Origin of the sequence: Streptomyces sp. NPDC002698 (assembly GCF_042888945.1) — a bacterium.
GTDB lineage: Bacteria > Actinomycetota > Actinomycetes > Streptomycetales > Streptomycetaceae > Streptomyces.
Genome location: NZ_JBIAQM010000032.1, coordinates 1 through 17,497, shown reverse-complemented (window position 1 = coordinate 17,497; position 17,497 = coordinate 1). Strand labels below are relative to the sequence as shown.

17 protein-coding genes are annotated in these 17,497 nt (G+C 72.0%); 7 read left to right on the top strand and 10 right to left on the bottom strand.

Annotated features, from left to right (window positions below; genetic code table 11):
• Nucleotides 1-143: 143 nt before the first annotated feature.
• Nucleotides 144-1,145: an AraC family transcriptional regulator gene (locus ACFYW9_RS31835; protein WP_351866496.1), complete on the bottom strand. Its 1,002-nt coding sequence runs from the start codon at nucleotides 1,143-1,145 to the stop codon at nucleotides 144-146.
• Nucleotides 1,146-1,303: 158 nt separating this feature from the next.
• On the opposite strand from ACFYW9_RS31835, the gene ACFYW9_RS31830 reads away from it, so the two are divergent.
• Nucleotides 1,304-2,377, top strand: coding sequence for a TauD/TfdA family dioxygenase (locus ACFYW9_RS31830; RefSeq protein ID WP_389157675.1), 1,074 nt, complete (start codon nucleotides 1,304-1,306; stop codon nucleotides 2,375-2,377).
• The gene (locus ACFYW9_RS31825; RefSeq protein WP_351866491.1) at nucleotides 2,374-3,867 is read left to right on the top strand and encodes a long-chain fatty acid--CoA ligase; all 1,494 of its coding nucleotides are present in this window, start codon (nucleotides 2,374-2,376) and stop codon (nucleotides 3,865-3,867) included. The genes ACFYW9_RS31830 and ACFYW9_RS31825 overlap by 4 nt, the downstream gene beginning before the upstream one ends.
• 48 nt (nucleotides 3,868-3,915) lie before the next feature.
• On the opposite strand, the gene ACFYW9_RS31820 is transcribed toward ACFYW9_RS31825, so the two are convergent.
• The 8 genes from ACFYW9_RS31820 to sigK form a co-directional block, all read right to left on the bottom strand.
• The gene (locus tag ACFYW9_RS31820) at nucleotides 3,916-5,526 is read right to left on the bottom strand and encodes a cation acetate symporter (RefSeq protein ID WP_351866488.1); all 1,611 of its coding nucleotides are present in this window, start codon (nucleotides 5,524-5,526) and stop codon (nucleotides 3,916-3,918) included.
• Nucleotides 5,523-5,960, bottom strand: coding sequence for a DUF485 domain-containing protein (locus tag ACFYW9_RS31815; RefSeq protein ID WP_389157670.1), 438 nt, complete (start codon nucleotides 5,958-5,960; stop codon nucleotides 5,523-5,525). The genes ACFYW9_RS31820 and ACFYW9_RS31815 overlap by 4 nt, the downstream gene beginning before the upstream one ends.
• 417 nt (nucleotides 5,961-6,377) lie before the next feature.
• Nucleotides 6,378-6,941, bottom strand: coding sequence for a hypothetical protein (locus ACFYW9_RS31810; RefSeq protein WP_389157667.1), 564 nt, complete (start codon nucleotides 6,939-6,941; stop codon nucleotides 6,378-6,380).
• Nucleotides 6,942-7,318: 377 nt separating this feature from the next.
• A complete protein-coding gene (locus tag ACFYW9_RS31805; RefSeq protein ID WP_389157662.1) occupies nucleotides 7,319-7,810 on the bottom strand; it encodes a peptidylprolyl isomerase in 492 nt (163 codons plus the stop codon).
• Between the two features lie 289 nt (nucleotides 7,811-8,099).
• Nucleotides 8,100-9,617, bottom strand: coding sequence for a glycerol kinase GlpK (glpK, locus tag ACFYW9_RS31800; protein WP_389157659.1), 1,518 nt, complete (start codon nucleotides 9,615-9,617; stop codon nucleotides 8,100-8,102).
• A 24-nt stretch (nucleotides 9,618-9,641) separates the two neighbouring features.
• Nucleotides 9,642-10,487 (bottom strand): MIP/aquaporin family protein, encoded by an 846-nt coding sequence (locus ACFYW9_RS31795; protein ID WP_351863552.1) that lies wholly within the window; start codon nucleotides 10,485-10,487, stop codon nucleotides 9,642-9,644.
• 210 nt (nucleotides 10,488-10,697) lie between these two features.
• Complete coding sequence (locus ACFYW9_RS31790) at nucleotides 10,698-11,432, bottom strand: anti-sigma factor domain-containing protein (RefSeq protein WP_389157655.1); 735 nt, start codon at nucleotides 11,430-11,432, stop codon at nucleotides 10,698-10,700.
• The gene (sigK, locus tag ACFYW9_RS31785) at nucleotides 11,429-12,031 is read right to left on the bottom strand and encodes an ECF RNA polymerase sigma factor SigK (RefSeq protein ID WP_389157651.1); all 603 of its coding nucleotides are present in this window, start codon (nucleotides 12,029-12,031) and stop codon (nucleotides 11,429-11,431) included. The genes ACFYW9_RS31790 and sigK overlap by 4 nt, the downstream gene beginning before the upstream one ends.
• A 509-nt stretch (nucleotides 12,032-12,540) precedes the next feature.
• Between sigK and ACFYW9_RS31780 the strand changes: the two genes are divergently transcribed.
• The 5 genes from ACFYW9_RS31780 to ACFYW9_RS31760 all read left to right on the top strand — a co-directional run bounded on the left by ACFYW9_RS31780 (nucleotide 12,541) and on the right by ACFYW9_RS31760 (nucleotide 16,501).
• On the top strand, nucleotides 12,541-12,897 hold the full coding sequence (locus ACFYW9_RS31780) for a hypothetical protein (protein WP_326789901.1): 357 nt from the start codon (nucleotides 12,541-12,543) through the stop codon (nucleotides 12,895-12,897).
• Nucleotides 12,898-13,001: 104 nt separating this feature from the next.
• Entirely contained in the window at nucleotides 13,002-13,361 is a 360-nt protein-coding gene (locus tag ACFYW9_RS31775) for a DUF6204 family protein (RefSeq protein WP_389157648.1), read from the top strand.
• Between the two features lie 59 nt (nucleotides 13,362-13,420).
• Nucleotides 13,421-13,879, top strand: a complete 459-nt coding sequence (locus ACFYW9_RS31770) for a MarR family winged helix-turn-helix transcriptional regulator (RefSeq protein WP_389157643.1) — start codon at nucleotides 13,421-13,423, stop codon at nucleotides 13,877-13,879.
• Nucleotides 13,880-14,406: 527 nt separating this feature from the next.
• Complete coding sequence (locus tag ACFYW9_RS31765) at nucleotides 14,407-15,165, top strand: IclR family transcriptional regulator C-terminal domain-containing protein (protein WP_351863542.1); 759 nt, start codon at nucleotides 14,407-14,409, stop codon at nucleotides 15,163-15,165.
• Nucleotides 15,166-15,256: 91 nt separating this feature from the next.
• Nucleotides 15,257-16,501: a PP2C family protein-serine/threonine phosphatase gene (locus ACFYW9_RS31760; protein ID WP_389157638.1), complete on the top strand. Its 1,245-nt coding sequence runs from the start codon at nucleotides 15,257-15,259 to the stop codon at nucleotides 16,499-16,501.
• A 61-nt stretch (nucleotides 16,502-16,562) separates the two neighbouring features.
• On the opposite strand, the gene ACFYW9_RS31755 is transcribed toward ACFYW9_RS31760, so the two are convergent.
• A complete protein-coding gene (locus tag ACFYW9_RS31755) occupies nucleotides 16,563-17,132 on the bottom strand; it encodes an expansin EXLX1 family cellulose-binding protein (RefSeq protein ID WP_389157635.1) in 570 nt (189 codons plus the stop codon).
• Between the last annotated feature and the right edge of the window lie 365 nt (nucleotides 17,133-17,497).

The following is a 17,497-nucleotide window of genomic DNA, read 5'->3' as shown; positions in this document are numbered from 1 at the left end:
TAGGGCCGAGGCCAGGGACGTGCTTGCCCTCAGGAGACAGATGATTTGTCATTTGGGGACATCCGTGACGCGGGACTCTGTCGGGGCGGCGCACTGCCGAGGTGCGGGTCCCACCCGTAGCTCCCGTCATCCAGAGGGAGTTGCTACGGAGTCCTGCTCTCGCGCCATGCTCGGGGGCTGCATCCGAACTGCTCGCGGAACCACCGTGAGAACCCGCTCAGCGACGAGAACCCCAGCAGGTCGGAGATCTCCGTCAGCGACCGCCGGGGGTTCGCCACGAACTGTTCCGCGAGATGGCGCCGGGTGACGTTGAGGAGGGAGGAGAACGTCTCGCCCGACCCGGCCAGATGGCGGTGGACCGTGCGCCGGTCGACGCCGAGGCTGCGCGCCACCTGCTCGACCGAGCAGCGCCCGGTGGGCAGCAGGACCTCGATCAGTTCGCGCACCCGGTCCGCGGCGGTGGTGTCCTTCGGTACGGCGATCGCGTCGAAGTACTGACGGGCGTACTCGCGCATCAGCGGGTCCGCCATGGCGTTCGGCGCGTCGAGGTCGTCGGCGTAGAAGACGATCCCGTCGATCTCGCGGTCGAACTCCACGATGGGCCCGAACGCGTCCTGGTGCGCCGAGGTGTCCGCCGGCGCCGAGTGCCGGAACCACACGGACAGCGGCCGCCAGCGGGCGTGCAGGAAGTCGCTCAGGATGCGGTGGAAGGCGGCGACGGCCAGCTCCGTCGCCTGCCGGGACTCCATGGCCTCGCCGAGCCTCAGGTCCACCTTCAGCGTGGCCAGTCCGTCGCCCTCGGACAGCCGGGTGTGCAGCACCTCGTTGTACATGTACTGATGGCGGATCAGCATCTCCAGCGCGCTGCGCACGTCCGGTTCCTCGCGGACGACCAGGCTGATGGGGCCGAGCGTGGAGAAGCGGCGGAACTCGGCGAGGCGGACCCCGAAGTCCTCGTGGCCCGACTCGGCCGCCGACAGTTCCAGCACCTGGACGGCGGCCGTGCCGGAGATCCACCGGTCCTGGACGGTGAGGGCGGCGGTGTCCAGGCCCACCCGCTTCAGCAGTGCCTGCGGATCGATCCCGAGGGAGCGGCACAGCTCGACGTAGCCGCTCAGGGCGGCGGTGCGGACCAGAGGTCTCATGGGCACGCTCCAGGGATGTCCCGAAAAGCCAAGTCTCCTGTCCCGCCACGACAAGCACGGCGGTGGTCGAGGAACCTAGCATGACGCCGTTCACCGGCCGGGTCTGCTCAGGGGGCGTTCCCCCCGGCAGGTGAACGCGCGACGGATTGGAGGCGAACATGACAGGACTGACGGACGCGGACCGGACACCGCCCCCGCCCTGCTCGGGCCCCGCGGTGTGGACGGGCCCGGAGCTCGCCGACCCCGGGCGGTGGCGGACACGCCTGTCGGAGACCGGGCTCGCCGAGATCGACTCCGCCCTGCGCGAGACGCGCCGACGGGACCTCACCCTGCTGAGGCTGACAGCCGCCGACTTCCCGCTCCCCGGCCTCGGCGCCGACCTGGAGCGTCTCCGCGGTGTCCTCGAACACGGACGCGGGTTCGCGATCGTCCGGGGCATCCCCGTCGAGCGGCTCGGCGAGACGGCCGCGAGCACCGTGTTCTGGGGGATCGGCAGGCACCTGGGGCACCCCGTACCGCAGAGCGCCGACGGACTCGTCCTCGGCCGTGTCCGGGACACCGGCCGCGGCCCGGGCGACCCGGCCGTACGTGACGACCGGACCCGGGAGACCCCGGCCCTCCACACCGACCCCACCGATCTCCTCGCCCTGCTGACGCTGCGCACGCCCAGCACCGGCGGACACGTCTCCCTGGTCAGCGCGGCCGCGGTCCACAACGCGGTGCTGGACCTGCGCCCCGACCTCGCCGGGCGCCTGTACCGCACGTACCACTTCGACCGCCGCGAGGAACACGCCCCCGGTGAGCCGCCCTGCGCGGTGGCCCCGCTGGTCTCCCGAAACGGCGGCCCCGCGGGCGCGCCGAGCATGCGCTACGACCGGTCCTGTCTCGAATCCGCCCAGCGCTTCCCCCACGTGCCCCGCCTGGAACCGGCCGACCACGAGCTCTTCGATCTCATCGACTCCGTGGCCGGCTCCCCCGAGTACCGGCTCGACCTCGACCTCCGGGCCGGGGACCTGCTCGTCCTCAACACGCACCGGGTGATGCACGCCCGTACGGCCTTCGAGGATCCTCGATCGCCGGAACACGGACACCACCTGCTGCGCCTCTGGCTGGCCTTCCCGCAGGGACCCGGCAGCCGGGACACCCACCCCTGGGTCACGCTTCGTGATGTGATCCGACCGCGCGGCACCGCCGCGCCCCGCGCGACGAACGCAAGGAGATACCCGGCATGACCAACCTCGTCACCCTTCTGGCCGCCACCGTCGCGGCCCACGGCGAGAACGTCGCCGTCCGCCACGACGACGACACGCTCACCTACGCCGAACTCGACGACGCCAGCGCGCGGGTGGCGGCGCTGCTGCGGGACCGCGGCCTGCTGCCGGGCGACCGTGTCGCGCTGACCATGCCCAACGTCCCGCTGTTCCCGGTCCTCTACTACGGCATCCTGCGGGCCGGCGGAGTCGTCGTCCCGATGAACCCGCTGCTCAAGGCCCGCGAGGTCGCCTTCACCCTGCGCGACTGCGGAGCGCGCGTCGCGCTGGTGTCCCCGCTGTTCGCCGACGAGGTGACCAAGGCCGCGGCGGAGACGGGCACCGACTGCCTGGTGGCCGGCTCCGCGGACTTCGACACCCTGCTGCGCGGCCACGAACCCCTGCGCGACACCCCGGACCGGGCCGACGGCGATCCCGCCCTGATCCTCTACACCTCCGGTACCACCGGAACGCCCAAGGGCGCCGAACTGTCGCACCGGAACCTGGCGAGCAACACCCTCACCACGGCCGAGACCCTCCTCCAGGTCGGACCGGACGACGTGCTCTTCGGCGGCCTGCCCCTCTTCCACGCCTTCGGCCAGACCTGCGCGCTCAACGTGGCCGTCGCGACCGGAGCCACGCTGACCCTGCTGCCCCGGTTCGACCCGCGCGGCGCCCTGGAGGTCATCGCCCGGGACAAGGTCACCGTCTTCCTCGGCGTGCCGACGATGTACGCGGCGCTGCTGCACGCCGAACTCCCCGACGGCTTCGACGCCGGCCTGGTGCGCCTGGCCGTCTCGGGCGGGGCCGCGCTTCCGGTCGAGGTCCTGCACGGATTCGAGCGGCGCTTCGGTGCCGCCGTGCTGGAGGGGTACGGACTGTCCGAGACGTCACCCGTGGCCGCGTTCAACCACCCGGACCGTCCGCGCAAGGCGGGCTCGATCGGTATGCCCATCCGCGGGGTCGAGATGCGGCTCGTCGCCGAGGACGGCGGCACGGCCGCGCCCGGGGAAGTGGGCGAGATCGCCATCCGCGGCGAGAACGTCATGACCGGGTACTGGAACCGGCCCGACGCCACCGCGGAGGCGGTCCGCGACGGCTGGTTCCACAGCGGTGATCTGGCCCGCGTCGACGAGGACGGTTTCTACTTCATCGTCGACCGCAAGAAGGACATGATCATCCGCGGCGGATACAACGTCTACCCGCGCGAGATCGAGGAGGTGCTGTACGAGCACCCCGCCGTCGCCGAGGCCGCCGTCGTCGGGATGCCGCACCCCCTGCACGGTGAGGAGATCGCGGCCGTGGTCACGCTCCGGCCCGGCGCCCGGGCCACGGCCGAGGAGATCCGCGCGCACGCCAAGGAGCGGGTCGCCGCGTACAAGTACCCCCGCCTCGTCACGATCGCGGCCGAACTGCCCAAGGGGCCCACGGGCAAGATCCTCAAGCGGGAGATCGTGGTCAGCGGCCCGTGAACCGCTGACGACGAAGGCCCGGGTGACGGTGGCGGCCGCCTGCCGCCGTCACCGGTCCCTCGGTCGCGGCCCGGCGAGAATCAGGCTCTCGACACGCTCGTACACCCCGCGTTCCCGGTCCGCCGCCCGGCGGCCGGACAGCATGCTGCCGAGCCAGCCGAACGCGAAGCCCAGCGGGATGGACACCAGCCCCGTGGTGGTGAACGGGAACCAGTTGAAGTCGGCGGCGGGAAAGGCGGAGGTCGGGGAGCCGGACACCAGTCTGGTGCCCGGCATCAGGACCAGGACGGCGAGGGTGCCGCCGATGAGCGTGCTCAGCAGACCGGCGCGGGTGTAGCGGCGCCAGAAGAGGCTGTAGACCAGGGCCGGGGCGATCGCCGAGGCGCCCACGCAGAAGGACATCGTGGCCAGCGGCTGGAGACTTCGGTTCTGGACGAGGACCGCGAGGGCGATCACGGGCGCGCCGACGACCAGGGCCGAGCCGCGGGCGAAAGCCGTCTCCCGCTGGGACGACATGGCGGTGCCGCGGCCCGCGAAGACGTCGTGGGCCAGCGAGTTGGCGCAGGCCAGGGTCATGCCGGCGACCGAGGCGAGCAGGGTGAGGAAGATCGCCGTGGTCACCGTGGTGAACAAGAGGGTCTCCGCCCGGGACACCACGGGGCCGAACGCGGCACGAGAGCCCAGCAGATAGGCGGTGTGCCCGCGCGGGTCGGCGGCGGTGACGCCGGCCCGGCCGATCAGGGCCATCGCCCCGATGGCGACAACGCCCGCCATCAGCATGAACAACGCCACCGACGACACCGCCCAGGACATCGAGCGCCGCACCTGGCGGGCGCTGTTCGCGGTGAACATGCGCATGGTCACATGCGGGAGGCAGGCACCGCCCAGCACGATGGCGAACTGCGTACTGATCATGTCGAGCCGGGGATGCGGACCACCGGCGAACTGGAGTCCGCCGTGCAGGAACGCGTCCGGTGAGCCACTGCGCCGCGCTGCCGTGGTGAACAACGCTCCAGGGTTCCAGTGGAATTGACGGAGGATCAGCAGGGAGACGACGATTCCGGAGCCGAGGAGCACGACCATCTTCAGGAGCTGGATCAACGCGGTGCCCCGCATGCCGCCGATGGCGGCGTAGGTGATCATCAGGGTGCCGACCCCCACGATGCAGCCCGTCTGCATGGAGCTGTCCGTGAAGCCGAGGATGTACGCCAGGAGATGCCCCGTGCTGGCGAGTTGGACGAGCATCATCGGCACGAGGGCGGCGATCGTGACGCCGCACCCCGTGATCCGCACGGTGCGGCCCGGCATCCTGCGGGCCAGTACGTCGCCCATGGTGAACTTCCCCGTGTTCCGCAGGGGTTCGGCCAGCAGGAACATCAGCACCAGCAGGGAGAGCAGCGTGCTGAGAGCGAGGACGACACCGTCGAAACCGCACAGGGCGATGACACCGCCGATGGTCAGCACGGTCGCGGCGGAGATGTAGTCGCCGGCGATGGCGAGTCCGTTGCGCAGCGGGGAGAGCGAGCGGTAGCCGGTGTAGAACTCGGCGAGGTCGTCGCTGTCGGGGCCGGTCAGGACGCACAGCAGCAGGGTGACCGTGACGGCGATGGAGAAGGCGACGAGGGACCAGGACTGCGTGGAGCCGGCGAAGTCGCTCACCGCTTCTGCTCCTGCTGGGCTTCGGCCCACGGAACGCTCCGGTTCACCCGGCGCGCGAGGGGGTCCACGTAGCGGCGGGCGGTGCGTTCGTAGACGAGCACGGCGAGCCAGGTGGCGGGGATCTGGGAGAGGGCGATGACCAGGCCGGCCGAGAGACCACCGGTGACGGGACGGTTCATCAGGCCGGGGCAGCCGGCGGTCAGGCCGAGGAAGAGAGTGAAGCAGCCGAGCACCGCGAAGGTGGTCACGCGCCGCTGGCGGCGGTAGGCGCGCCGCAGGATACGCAGATCGCGGTGGTGCCCGGTCCAGGCGCGGGGTGATGCCCCGCCGCGTAAGGGTTCCGCCGCGGCGGGGTCCGGGACGTGCTGGGCGAACGAGTTCTGGTGTCCCCGCGGCGGTCGTGCGGGCGGTGGGGCGGAGCTGTCGTACGACATGCCGGTCTCCAGGTGGGGTGCGGGCCCGGCGTGCACGGACCGCGGGACGGTGTGGGGGAACGGCTCGGGTCCTCGCACGCTATGCGGCCCGTCGGCCCGTGCGAAGGGCTTTCCTCCAACTACCTGGTCGGAACGTGTCCACGCCGCTGACCTCGTCTGTTGTCGGAGAAACCGCTGTTGCGCCCGGGCTCGGAGTGAGGAGTGGGGCGGGGGTGGTGCGGACGTCCGGGGTGCGCGGATCCGGTGCCGGACCCACCGCGGGGCGGGACGCCGAGGGCGTACGCGTCGGTCGAGGAGGCGGTCCGGGAGGGTCATCGGAGCGGCGGTCCGAGAGGCGGTCCGCCGGGGGTCGGGGCGGGAGTTCGGCGCGGAGCCGGGTGAGCGCCGCGGGCGGGCGGAGGACGGGTCCGTACGGGCTCAGGGGGAGTCGCTCAGTTCGTTCAGCGGGGTTCCGTGCGCCCAGCGCCGCAGGCACGGACCGTCGATCAGACGGACACCGCCCTGGCGTCGCGCCCACTGGACGTCGCGCCGGGTGAAGGCCCCGCGGTGCACCACGAGACGGAGCGGGGGGCCGGGGCCGCCGGTACGCCCCGAACGCGAGGGCGTGTCCTCGTCGGGCAGCGGCTCGGCCACGGGCCGGAAGGCGACCTCCAGACGGTGCCCCCGGCCGTCCCGCGCGCGGACCCGGACGCGGGGCTCGCTCCTGCGCTGCGGGAGCACCCGCCAGCCGTCCCGGCGCAGCATCCGGGAGACGGCCAGGGCCAGACCCTGGGTGTCCAGCTCCGCGAGTTCCTCGGGTGTGTAGAAGCCGAGGCGGCGGCGGGCAAGCGGCCGGTGCCGCCGTACGACGGCGGGGGTGAGGACGGCCAGGACGGCAAGAACGCCGATCGGTACGCCGATACCGGCGACCCGGTAACCGACGGCCACGCCGGCGACGATCGCGCACGGGAGGACGACGACCGCCGCCAGAGCGGGCAGCACCTCACGAAACGCGGGCCCGTAGGCCCCTTCCGCACGCAGCCGTCGGACGGCTCTGCGCCGCTGCGCGCGTGCTGACAGGCGTTTTCCCGGTGTCCGCCCCCTCGAACTCACTCGGGCCAGCTCCCCCCAACCCTCGCGCGCTTCGGCGTGTCCGGGGAGGGCTACCCCTCGCGGGCGGGCCGGTCCCCTGGAGTACGGGATCCGGCCACGAATCCGGCTGAACTCTTTCGAGGCGCCGCGACGCGTGGGGCACGATCGGTTCCGGGGACCGCGGGGTCCTGTGCGGCGGACCGTCCGGCGGGGGCGGCGGGTTCGTCACCCGCCGCCCCCGCCGGCACGTGTCCGCGGGAGGGACCCGGCGTCGGCTGCCGGACCGCTCAGACGGTGCCGCTCTTGGAGATGACGATCTTCTTGGAGGTCCTGCCGGAACCGCTGCCGAGCGCCTCGATCGCCTTCACGACGTCCATGCCCTCGACGACCTCGCCGAAGACGACGTGCTTGCCGTCCAGCCAGCCCGTGACGATGGTGGTGATGAAGAACTGCGAGCCGTTGGTGTTCGCGCCCGCGTTGGCCATGGACAGCAGACCCGGCTTGGTGTGCTTGAGCTTGAAGTTCTCGTCGGCGAACTTCTCGCCGTAGATGCTCTTGCCGCCGGTGCCGTCCTGCCGCGTGAAGTCACCGCCCTGGAGCATGAAGTCCGGGATGACGCGATGGAAAGGCGAGCCCTCGTAACCGAAACCGTGCTGGCCGGTGGCGAGCTCACGGAAGTTCTGCGCGGTCTTCGGGACGACGTCGTCGTAGAGCTTGAACTCGATGCGGCCCAGCGGCGCGCCGTCGGCGGTGACCTCGAAGAATACGTTCTGGCTCATTGCTCTGCTCCTCATGGATACGAAGGTTCGCCCCCGAGCATAGAGAAGCCGAGGCGGTGGGCGCGTGACCGGGGGTGATCATTCGGCACGTGGCCCGGGCGGACGGAACGTCGGGCCGCCGGTGGCATACGTCCCGGAAAGGGTCCAGGACACAGCGGTCGGCGGCAGGCCCGGCGGGGTTCGCGACCGCACACGGGAACGAGCCCCCGAAGGCTCCGGCCCCTGACGTGATACGAGTCAGGGGCTGAAGGAGGCGCCGCCGGTCACCGGTGTGCCCGGCGGCGTCCGTCTATTCCACCTTCGCCCAGTCGAGCGTGCGTTCCACCGCCCTCTTCCAGTCCGCGTACCCCTGCTGGCGCCGGTCCTCCGACCATTGGGGCTCCCAGCGCCTGGACTCCTGCCAGTGGGTGCGCAGTTCGTCGGTGTCCCGCCAGAAGCCGGTGGCCAGACCGGCCGCGTACGAGGCGCCGAGCGCGGTGGTCTCGGCGACGACGGGACGGCTCACGGGGACGCCGAGGACGTCGGCCTGGATCTGCATGCACAGGTCGTTGGCGGTCACACCGCCGTCGACCTTGAGCACGTCGAGATGGACTCCGGAATCCTGCTCCATCGCCTCGACGACGTCGCGGCTCTGGTAGCAGATCGCCTCCAGCGTCGCCCGGGCCAGGTGGGCGTTGCTGTTGTACCGGGCGAGTCCGACGATCGCGCCGCGGGCGTCGGAACGCCAGTACGGGGCGAACAGGCCGGAGAACGCCGGGACGAAGTACATCCCGCCGTTGTCCTCCACCGTGCGGGCCAGCGTCTCGCTCCCGGCCGCGTCCGTGATGATCTTCATCTGGTCGCGCAGCCACTGCACCGCGGATCCGGTGACCGCGATGGAACCCTCCAGTGCGTAGACGGCGGGCTCGCCGCCGAACCGGTAGGCCACGGTGGTCAGCAGGCCGTGCTGTGAACGGACCAGTTCCGTACCGGTGTTGAGGACCAGGAAGTTGCCGGTGCCGTACGTGTTCTTGGCCTCGCCGGGCGAGTAGCAGACCTGCCCGACGGTGGCCGCCTGCTGGTCGCCGAGCACCCCGGTGATGGGGACGGCGGCGCGCAGTGGCCTGGAGGTGCGTGCCGTGCCGTACGCCTCAGGGTCGGACGAGGGGTTGATGCTGGGCAGCATGGCCCTCGGCACCCCGAAGAAGCCCAGCAGTTCGTCGTCCCAGTCGAGGGTCTCCAGGTCCATGAGCATGGTGCGGCTGGCGTTGGTCACGTCGGTGGCGTGGATACCGCCGTCGGGACCGCCGGTCAGGTTCCACAGGACCCAGGCGTCGGTGTTGCCGAACAGGGCGTGCCCTTGCTCCGCCGCCTCACGGACCCCGTCGACGTTCTCCAGGATCCACTGGATCTTGCCGCCGGAGAAGTAGGTCGCCGGCGGCAGCCCCGCCTTGCGGCGGATGACGTCGCCCCGGCCGTCACGCTCCAGGGCCGCGGCGATGGAATCGGTCCGGGTGTCCTGCCAGACGATGGCGTTGTAGTAGGGACGGCCGTTGCGCGGGTCCCACACCACGGTGGTCTCCCGCTGGTTGGTGATGCCGATCGCCGCCAGGTCCTCGGCGCTCAGGTTCTTGTGCCGCAACGCGTTCTGGATCACCGAGTTGGTGCGTTCCCAGATCTCCACCGGGTCGTGCTCGACCCACCCGGAGCGCGGAAGGATCTGGGCGTGTTCCAGTTGGTGCTTCGCCACCTCGTTGCCCGCGTGGTCGAAGATCATGAATCGGGTGCTGGTGGTCCCCTGGTCCACCGCGCCCACGAAGTCAGCCATGGGTCGCCGCCTCTGCTGCGGGTGTCAGTCCTGGGGAGCCGGGATCTGTCCCGGTGGCTCGGGCTCCGCCATCGGCAGGAACCGGCCGATGAAGAGCTTGTAGACGGCGGCGCCGAGCACACCGCCGATCAGCGGACCGAGGATCGGCACCCAGAAGTAGAAGTTGCCGTACTGATCTCGCCAGGCCCCTCCGTAGCCCGTGAGGAAGCTGGCCAGACGCGGACCGAAGTCACGTGCCGGGTTGATCGCGTAGCCCGCGAGGGTTCCCCACGCCATGCCGATGCCCACGACGAGCAGACCGATGACGAACGGGCCCAGGTTCGCGCCGGGCGGGGTGTTGAGCAGGTCGGTGACCGCGAAGATCACCAGGAGCAGGATGGCGGTTCCGATGATCTGGTCGCGGAACGCGCCCCATTCGTGGACCGGCAGGTTCGGGTTGCCGTTGGCGGGCAGTGTGGAGAACACGCCCTGGGTCTTGATGGTGTGGCCGGGATCGACCTTCGCCAGGGCCTCCGTGTAGTTCCAGCGCACGATCAGCGCCGCCACGAAGGCGCCGACGATCTGGGCCATCACGTAGGGGGCCACCTTGCGCCACGGGAAATCCTTGAACGTGGCCAGCGCGACGGTGACCGCGGGGTTGAGATGGGCGCCGCTCAGCCGGGCCGCGACGTAGATGCCCATGGTGACGCCGATGCCCCAGGCCCAGGCGATGCTGTCGTGGTTCCCCAGGCCGCCCGGCGGCGTCGTGAGCGCGCCGCCGGCGACCACTTGGGCCACCACGCCGCACCCGAACAGGATGAGAATCATGGTGCCGAGGAACTCACCGGACAACTCGCCGATCAGCCCCGACCTTTTGAACCGCTCAGTCATGGAAGCCCGCTTCCCGCCGGTCAGGAACCGGCTGTTGACCGCCGCCCGAGCCCTCCCTCACCTCAGCATAGGATGATCAAGAGCTAATTGCATCAAAAGTTAACTATCCTGTTTTACCGCGTCATATCGGGTGGTACGTCGATCGATGCCGGATCGATGCGGCCTGGAGCGGCCGTCGCCCGAGGTGGCCGGCACGGACCCCGGGGCGCGTCAGGCGGGCACCGTGACGATGCCGAGCGGATCGCTCGTCGGCTGCCGCGATCCGCCCGCCGGTTCGGCCGTGATGCCTACGGCGCCGACGTCGTCCAGGGAGCCGTGGAGCAGTTGGGCGTGCCCGCCGCCGGAGCCGGGGAGCAGGCCCGCCGGGCGGAGGCCGCCGGACTTCGCGGCGTACCAGAGTTCGTAGACCTGATCGTTCCCGAGGCGGGGCAGGTCCGAGGCGATGAAGGCCGCCCGGCCCTGGGAGCGGGAGGCGACGACGCCGATGTCGGCCCCGTTGCTCAGTTTCTGAGTGCTGATCGTGGCGTCCCGGGCCGTCAGGAGGTCGGTGAGGGCGGAGGCCTGTGCCTTTCGCACGGCGACTTCGCCGCGTGCCTCGTCCGCCTCGGTGTGCTGCCAGACGGCGACCCCGCCGAGCGCTGCCGCGAGAGCCAGGCACGCGGCCAGGGCCGCCCGCAGTGCCCGCCGGCGGACCGGAACGGCGCGAGGGACGCGCTCCTGGCGGGTGCGGGCGATCCGTTCGAGGACGTCCCGGCGCAGTTCGGGGGACGGGGTCGCGTCCTGGGCCGAGGCCAGCCGCAGCGTGACCTCGGACAGTTCCGCCACCTCCTCCCGGCACGCGGCGCAGCCGGCGAGATGGTTCTCGAAGGAGGCTTCCTCGGCCGCCGGCAGGGCGTGCAGGACGTACGCGCCGACGAACTGGTGGGGGTCTTCGGCGGCCGTCATCGCCCTTCCTCCAGACATCTGCGGAGCAGGCGCAGCCCGGTGCGCATCCTGGACTTCACGGTGCCCGCCGGGGTGGCCAGGCAGGCGGCCACCTCCAGGTAGGTCATGCCCTGGTAGTAGGCGAGCACCAGCGGTACGCGCTGGTGCCGTTCCAGGTCGGCGAGACAGCGCTGCACGCGATCGTGCTCCTCGTGCCGCTCCACGGCCTCGGCCACCTCGTCGAAGGGGCGGTCCTCCGCGAGCAGGGCGCTGCGCCGCTCCCGCGCCGTACTGGCCTGGACGTGCCGGACCCGGTCGACGGCCCGCCGGTGCGCGAGGGTCAGGACCCATCCCCGGGCGGTACCGAGGTCCGGGCGATAGCGGTCGGCGGTCCGCCAGATCTCCACCATCACGTCCTGTGTCACCTCCTCGGCCTGTGCCTCGTCCCGCAGTACGCGGCAGACCAGGCCCTTGACCGGCCGCGCGAGGGTGTCGTACACGTCGGCGAACGCGTCCTGGTCGCCCTGTGCGGCGCGCTCGAGCCGGGCGTCCAGCCACGCGTCCGCCGATGGGTGCCGTCGCGAACCGTGTCCGTCCCGGCCGGTCTTGGCATCGCTCACAGAATCCGTCCGTTGCTTCCTTCTCGCCCGGCCCGTCCGGCTCGACTCTCCGTCGTGGCGGTCTCCTTCGCAGCGCGAGGGGGGCCGTTCGCCGACGGGCCGCACGCGGGGTGTCGCGCAGGTGGGCCCGCGTCGGCCGGAAAGCGTGGCGTTCGGCACGTACGCGGTGGGCGGGCCCCCCGCGGACGCGAGGGTCTTGTCACCGTGTATTCGTGGCCACCCGGCCCGCGGATGGGCCGGGGCGCCGACGTGTTTTCCGGTGCCGGGCCGATGGCGGGCCGGTCACGGGCCGGTGCCGGTCACCGCCGGAGCCGCCCCCTTCGCCCGCTCCCGAAAACTCGTACCGAAAACTTACACAGGTCTATCCTCATACGTACCTTTTGTTGCTCCGAATGCCTTATGTCCCGCGCATCGAGGGCCTGGAAACGTACCGTCAGCTTCGGCACGAACTTCCCGGACAGCGGCCCCCGGTGGCGCACGTCCATCACATTGCGAGGGAGGTGAGTCCGATGACCACACGCATCAGCGCCCGGCGACTGCTCGCCGGTGCGGCCGCGACAGGCCTGCTGGCCGGAGGGGCCGCTCTGGGTATGTCCGGTACTGCCGCCGCGGCACCGGCCCCGACGTCCACGGCTTCGGTGGCGACAGCCGACCACCACGGTCACCACGACCGCTGCGAGTGGAAGAAGGGCCACTGGGAGAAGAAGTGGGTGCCCGGACACTGGGTCAAGAAGTGGGTCCACCAGGACTCCTGGCACCACGGTCACCACAGCCACGGCTGGGTGAAGCAGTGGGTCTACGTGCCCGGTCACTGGGACCACGTGTGGGTCAAGGCCCACTGGGACTGCCACCACCACGGCCACTGAGCGCTCCGGCCGAGGCGTGAGGACCGGGTGCGGTGATCCCGCCCCGGTCCGTTCCCCGGGAAACGCGGTGGAACGGGGCCGATCCCGTTGGTTAGGCTCGTCGGATGACCACACGCACTTTCCGCATCACCGTTCGCGGTGTCTTCGACGGGCTCGGCGCCGACCAGCGTGCCGATCTTCTGGCGCACGCGGCGGAGCACGACGTCCTTCGGGCGGCCTTCACGCCCGAGGGGCACCTCAGCTACGACGTGGCCGCCCGCCCGGCCTTCACCTTCCGCTTCCTGGACTCGGGGGAGGCGGAAGAGGACATCCTGGAGGCCGTCGAACGGGCCGAGGCCGCCGCGACGGCCTGGCTCACCGGGCGCGGCTACGGCTTCAAGCGGCTCAAGTCGCAGGCCGAGGATCTCTCCCAGGCGCCCCTCGGCAAACGGCAGCGGCGGGCCATCGCGCAGAACACCCCCTGATCCGCGTACGTCAAGGTGGCCTCCGCTTCCCATATGCTTGAGTAGTCAAGGAGATGTCAATGAGTAGAGGGCTGGACGCGGCACTGCGTCTGGTGCGGGCGCAGGCCACCCTGGTGAAGCGGTTCGACGCGAGCCTCGGCGGACTGCACGGAGTGAGCCTGGCCGACTTCACGATGCTGCTGCGTCTGTCCGAGGCCCCGGGAGACCGCATGCGCCGGGTGGACCTGGCGGAGGCGCTGGGGCTGACCGCCTCCGGTGTCACCCGGGGGCTCGTACCGCTGGAGCGCATCGGCCTGGTCAGACGGGACCCGGACGCCCGTGACGCGCGGGTCGCCTACGCGGCCCTCACGGAGACCGGCCGGGAACGCCTGGCGGAGATGCTCGTCACGGCGGAACGGGTCGCCGAGGAGGTCTTCGCCGAGCCGGCGTGGACCGAGGAGGAGACGACGAGGCTCGCCGGTCTCCTCGGCCGCCTCGGCGGTACCGGGTTCACCCGCCGCGCGTCCGGCGGCTCCTGAAGCCGCCGCCGGTCCCGGGCGGGACGCCCCGCCCGGGACCGGCGCTCCCGCCGGGGCGGCCGTCCCCCGGGCGGGCCCGGGATCATCGGCGGTCCCCGGAATCGGTGGACCGTGGCCGAGGCGGAGAAGAGTGGCCGAGGCGGAGAAGAAGTGGCGCCCCGGATCCCGGGCACCCGGTCTCGCCCCTCGGAGTGGACCCGGGATGCCGAGTGCCCTGCCTCATCCCTCGGCGGAGACCCGGGACACCGGGCACCCTGCTTCGTCCCTCGCGAGGACCCGGGACACCGAGTGCCCTGCTTCGCCTCTCGGCGAGGACCCGGGATGCCGAGCACCCTGCTTCGTCTCTCGGCGGGGGCCCAGGACGCCGAGTACCCGGCCTCGTCCCTCGGCGGGCCTCGGGTCCCGTCCGCCGGTCCTCGCGACGGCAGTGGCCCGGAGGCCCGGGAGGACGTTCCGGCGTTCACCGTGACGATCACCGGATCCGGTGGCGCCTTGCCTGTGCCGTGACCGCGGCGCACTCTGGTGGCATGGGAGCTCGCGACGGGCCCACACTCATCACCTCCGTTCAGCGGGCCTTCCGCCTGCTGGAGGCGGTGAGCGCGCACGAGAACGGTGCGCCCGCCAAACAGCTGGCGCGCGAGACCGAGCTGCCGCTGGCCACCGCCTATCACCTGCTCCGGACCCTCGTCCACGACGGGTACATCCGCAAACTCGACGACGGCGGGTTCATCCTGGGCGACAAGATGCAGACGCTGCGGACGCAGGGCCGCGGGCAGGAACTGCTCAGCCGCGTCCGCCCCACGCTCGCCGCTCTGCGCGACGAACTCGCCTCGGCCGCCTACCTCACCTTCTACGAGGACGGTGAGATCAGGGTCGCCGAGATCGTCGACGGGCCCCGGGCGCCCCGGGTCGACCTGTGGGTCGGCTTCGAGGACGCCGGGCACGCCACCGCGCTGGGCAAGTCCGTACTGCGGGAGCTGGACGAGGAGTCCCGCAACGACTACCTCGCCCGGCACACCCTCGCCGACCTCACCCCGCGGACCATCACCAGCCGACGGCAGCTGCTGCGCCACCTGGCCTCGTCCCCGGTGGCCCCGGCCGTCACGGACCTGGAGGAGTACGCTCTCGGCACGGTCTGCGTCGCCGTACCCGTCTACAGCGGGGACACGCTCGGCTCGCTCGGCGTCTCGCTCCCCGCCGAGCGGCTTTCCCGGCTCGACGAAGTCCTGACGCGGCTGATCCCGACCGCGAACCGGGTGACCAGGGGCCTGTCGCTCACTATCTGAAATCTCCGTGCTTGTGGATCACGCCTCGAACGTCTTTCCTGGATCAACCGGACATTTCAGGGATGAACCCAGGTGAGGACTGCGGACGAACATGACTCACGCCCGAGAGCACGGTAGCGAGCACCGGCCGAAGCGGACGTTCCGGAACCGAGGTGCCGGTTCCGGCGCGGCGGCCCGCAAGCGCGCCGCCCATCTCGCCTTCGGCACCCCGGTACTGCCTTTACTGGTCGTCGGTTCCATCGTGCTCGTCGACCTGGCCGGGGGAGCGGGGATGATCTGGCTGCCGCTGCTGGCCGCGGGACCCGCGCTGGCCGCCACCACCAGCCGGCCGTTCGGAGTCCTGTGCGTCGGTCTGCTGGCCGCGGCGCTGAGCGCGGCGCTCGGCACCCGGGACGGCGTTCCGGCTGCCGAGCTCATGGCCGTCCTGTCCGCCCTGGCGGCCGTCACGCTGGCGAGCGCCCTGGCCAGCGCGCTGCGCTGGCGCCGGGAGCGGGTCCTCGCGGCCGTACGCTCCGTCGCGGAGGCCGCCCAGCACGCTCTGCTCGCACCCATACCGTCGAGTGTCGGACCGTTCCAGGTGGCCGTCCGCTACAGCGCCGCCGCGGCCGAGGCCCGGATCGGCGGGGACCTCTACGCGCTGGTGCCCACGCCGTACGGGGTCCGCATGATCATCGGTGATGTCCGGGGCAAGGGACTGCCGGCCGTGGGCACGGCCGCGCTCGTGCTCGGTGTCTTCCGCGAGGCGGCCTACGACGAGCCCGATCTCCTCACCGTCGTGGCCCGGATCGAACGGAGCCTGGCGCGCAACCTGGGCTACGACGACTTCGTGACCGCCGTGGTCGCCGGGTACCCGGAACCGGGCCGGCTGGAGGTCGTCAACTGCGGTCACGCGCCTCCGCTGCATGTCCGCGCGTCCGGGAGCGTCGCGTCGGTCGACCCCGTCAATCCCGCACCACCGCTCGGGCTGCGGGCCCTGACGGGGGAGACCCCGAGCCTCCAGGTACTGCCGCTCGCCGACGGCGACCAGCTCCTGCTGTACACCGACGGGGTCACCGAGGCCCGCGACCACGGCCGGGAGTTCTACGCCCTCGCGGAAGGGCTGGCACGGCACGTGTCCGACGAGCCGGCCTCCACGCTCGCCGCGCTCGACGCCGAGCTCCAGGCCCATGTGGGCGGCCGGCTGCACGACGACGCGGCCCTGCTGCTGCTCCGCATGCCGGCCTCCGCCGAGCCGGAGCCGGCGCCGGTGGTGGCCGCGGGTGCCGGCTCCGTCACCGTTCCCTCCCCGCCCCGGCCGCCCGCCGCGGGTGTGCGCTGCGGCGGGGGCGCGAAGTAGGCCGTCCCGGCGAGGACGCCTTCGCCTCGGATGCGCCCCGGCGTGCGCCGGGGCGCACTCCTCAGTGCCGGGCGAACTGGAGCCGGGTCGTCTGCGCGGTGCCGGGGCGCACCGCGATGCCGTCGACGGTCAGGCGTTCACCGTAGATGTCGGTGATCCTGACCGTGCCCCCGCACCCGCGGCCGTCCTCGGCGAGGAAGTAGTTGTAGTCGGTGCGAGGCAGCCGCCGCCATCCGTCGCCGGCCCGCAGTTCCAGCCGGGCCACCGGATTCCGGTGGCCGATCACCTGGACCGCGCACCAATAGCGGCTGGACCCGGTCTTGTAGCGGAGCGCGACCGTGGCGGAACCGCCGGGGCTCAGCAGTTTCCACGTGACCGGGATCCGGCCGGCCACCGGGTTCGCGAGCCGGGCGAACGCCTGTGCGCTGAGGTCGAGCTGCCCGGGGGCGCAGCCCGTCGGGCATTCGTTGGTGATCCGGACCGTGACGGTCGCGCCGCCGGCCGCGCGCACCAGTACGTAGGCCCCGCACGCCTTGGACGTCTCGTAGTCCGTGTGGTTCATCGCCGCCGTCAGGAGATCGCCGCTCGGACCGTAGGAGCAGGAGCCGTCGCCGGTTCCGGCGTCGTACATGGTCGCCACTCCCCGGTAGCCGACCCCCGGGCGGATCCGTCCCGCCAGCGAGGCCGTCGTGGTCGTGGTCCGGGAGGCGTCCGGGGCCGACGGCCGCGCCGACGCCGTGGAGGGGCGGGGCGGGGGGGGGGGGGGGGGGGGGGGGGGCGGGGGGGGCGGGGGGCGGGGGGGGGGGGGGGGGGGGGGGGGGGGGGGGGGGGGGGGGGGGGGGGCGCCGGGGCGCCCGGCCGCCCCGGCGGGGGGGGGGGGGGGGCGGCCGGGGGGGGGCCCCCCCCCCCGCCGCGCGACCGGGTCGCCGTGGGGGACGTCGATCCGGCCGAGGCCCCCGGGCCGGGAACCGCGGTCCCCCGGGAACCGGCGGCGGT

What these genes read in the sequence shown, in the direction of transcription:
- ACFYW9_RS31780 (WP_326789901.1), top strand. Translation starts at nt 12,541, where the DNA reads ATGACCACACGCATCAGCGCCCGGCGACTGCTCGCCGGTGCGGCCGCG.
- ACFYW9_RS31770 (WP_389157643.1), top strand. Translation starts at nt 13,421, where the DNA reads ATGAGTAGAGGGCTGGACGCGGCACTGCGTCTGGTGCGGGCGCAGGCC.
- ACFYW9_RS31760 (WP_389157638.1), top strand. Translation starts at nt 15,257, where the DNA reads ATGACTCACGCCCGAGAGCACGGTAGCGAGCACCGGCCGAAGCGGACG.
- ACFYW9_RS31825 (WP_351866491.1), top strand. Translation starts at nt 2,374, where the DNA reads ATGACCAACCTCGTCACCCTTCTGGCCGCCACCGTCGCGGCCCACGGC.
- glpK (WP_389157659.1), bottom strand. Translation starts at nt 9,617, where the DNA reads ATGGCTGACTTCGTGGGCGCGGTGGACCAGGGGACCACCAGCACCCGA.
- ACFYW9_RS31775 (WP_389157648.1), top strand. Translation starts at nt 13,002, where the DNA reads ATGACCACACGCACTTTCCGCATCACCGTTCGCGGTGTCTTCGACGGG.
- ACFYW9_RS31830 (WP_389157675.1), top strand. Translation starts at nt 1,304, where the DNA reads ATGACAGGACTGACGGACGCGGACCGGACACCGCCCCCGCCCTGCTCG.
- ACFYW9_RS31815 (WP_389157670.1), bottom strand. Translation starts at nt 5,960, where the DNA reads ATGTCGTACGACAGCTCCGCCCCACCGCCCGCACGACCGCCGCGGGGA.
- ACFYW9_RS31795 (WP_351863552.1), bottom strand. Translation starts at nt 10,487, where the DNA reads ATGACTGAGCGGTTCAAAAGGTCGGGGCTGATCGGCGAGTTGTCCGGT.
- ACFYW9_RS31805 (WP_389157662.1), bottom strand. Translation starts at nt 7,810, where the DNA reads ATGAGCCAGAACGTATTCTTCGAGGTCACCGCCGACGGCGCGCCGCTG.
- ACFYW9_RS31790 (WP_389157655.1), bottom strand. Translation starts at nt 11,432, where the DNA reads ATGACGGCCGCCGAAGACCCCCACCAGTTCGTCGGCGCGTACGTCCTG.
- ACFYW9_RS31835 (WP_351866496.1), bottom strand. Translation starts at nt 1,145, where the DNA reads ATGAGACCTCTGGTCCGCACCGCCGCCCTGAGCGGCTACGTCGAGCTG.
- ACFYW9_RS31765 (WP_351863542.1), top strand. Translation starts at nt 14,407, where the DNA reads ATGGGAGCTCGCGACGGGCCCACACTCATCACCTCCGTTCAGCGGGCC.
- ACFYW9_RS31755 (WP_389157635.1), bottom strand. Translation starts at nt 17,132, where the DNA reads ATGTACGACGCCGGAACCGGCGACGGCTCCTGCTCCTACGGTCCGAGC.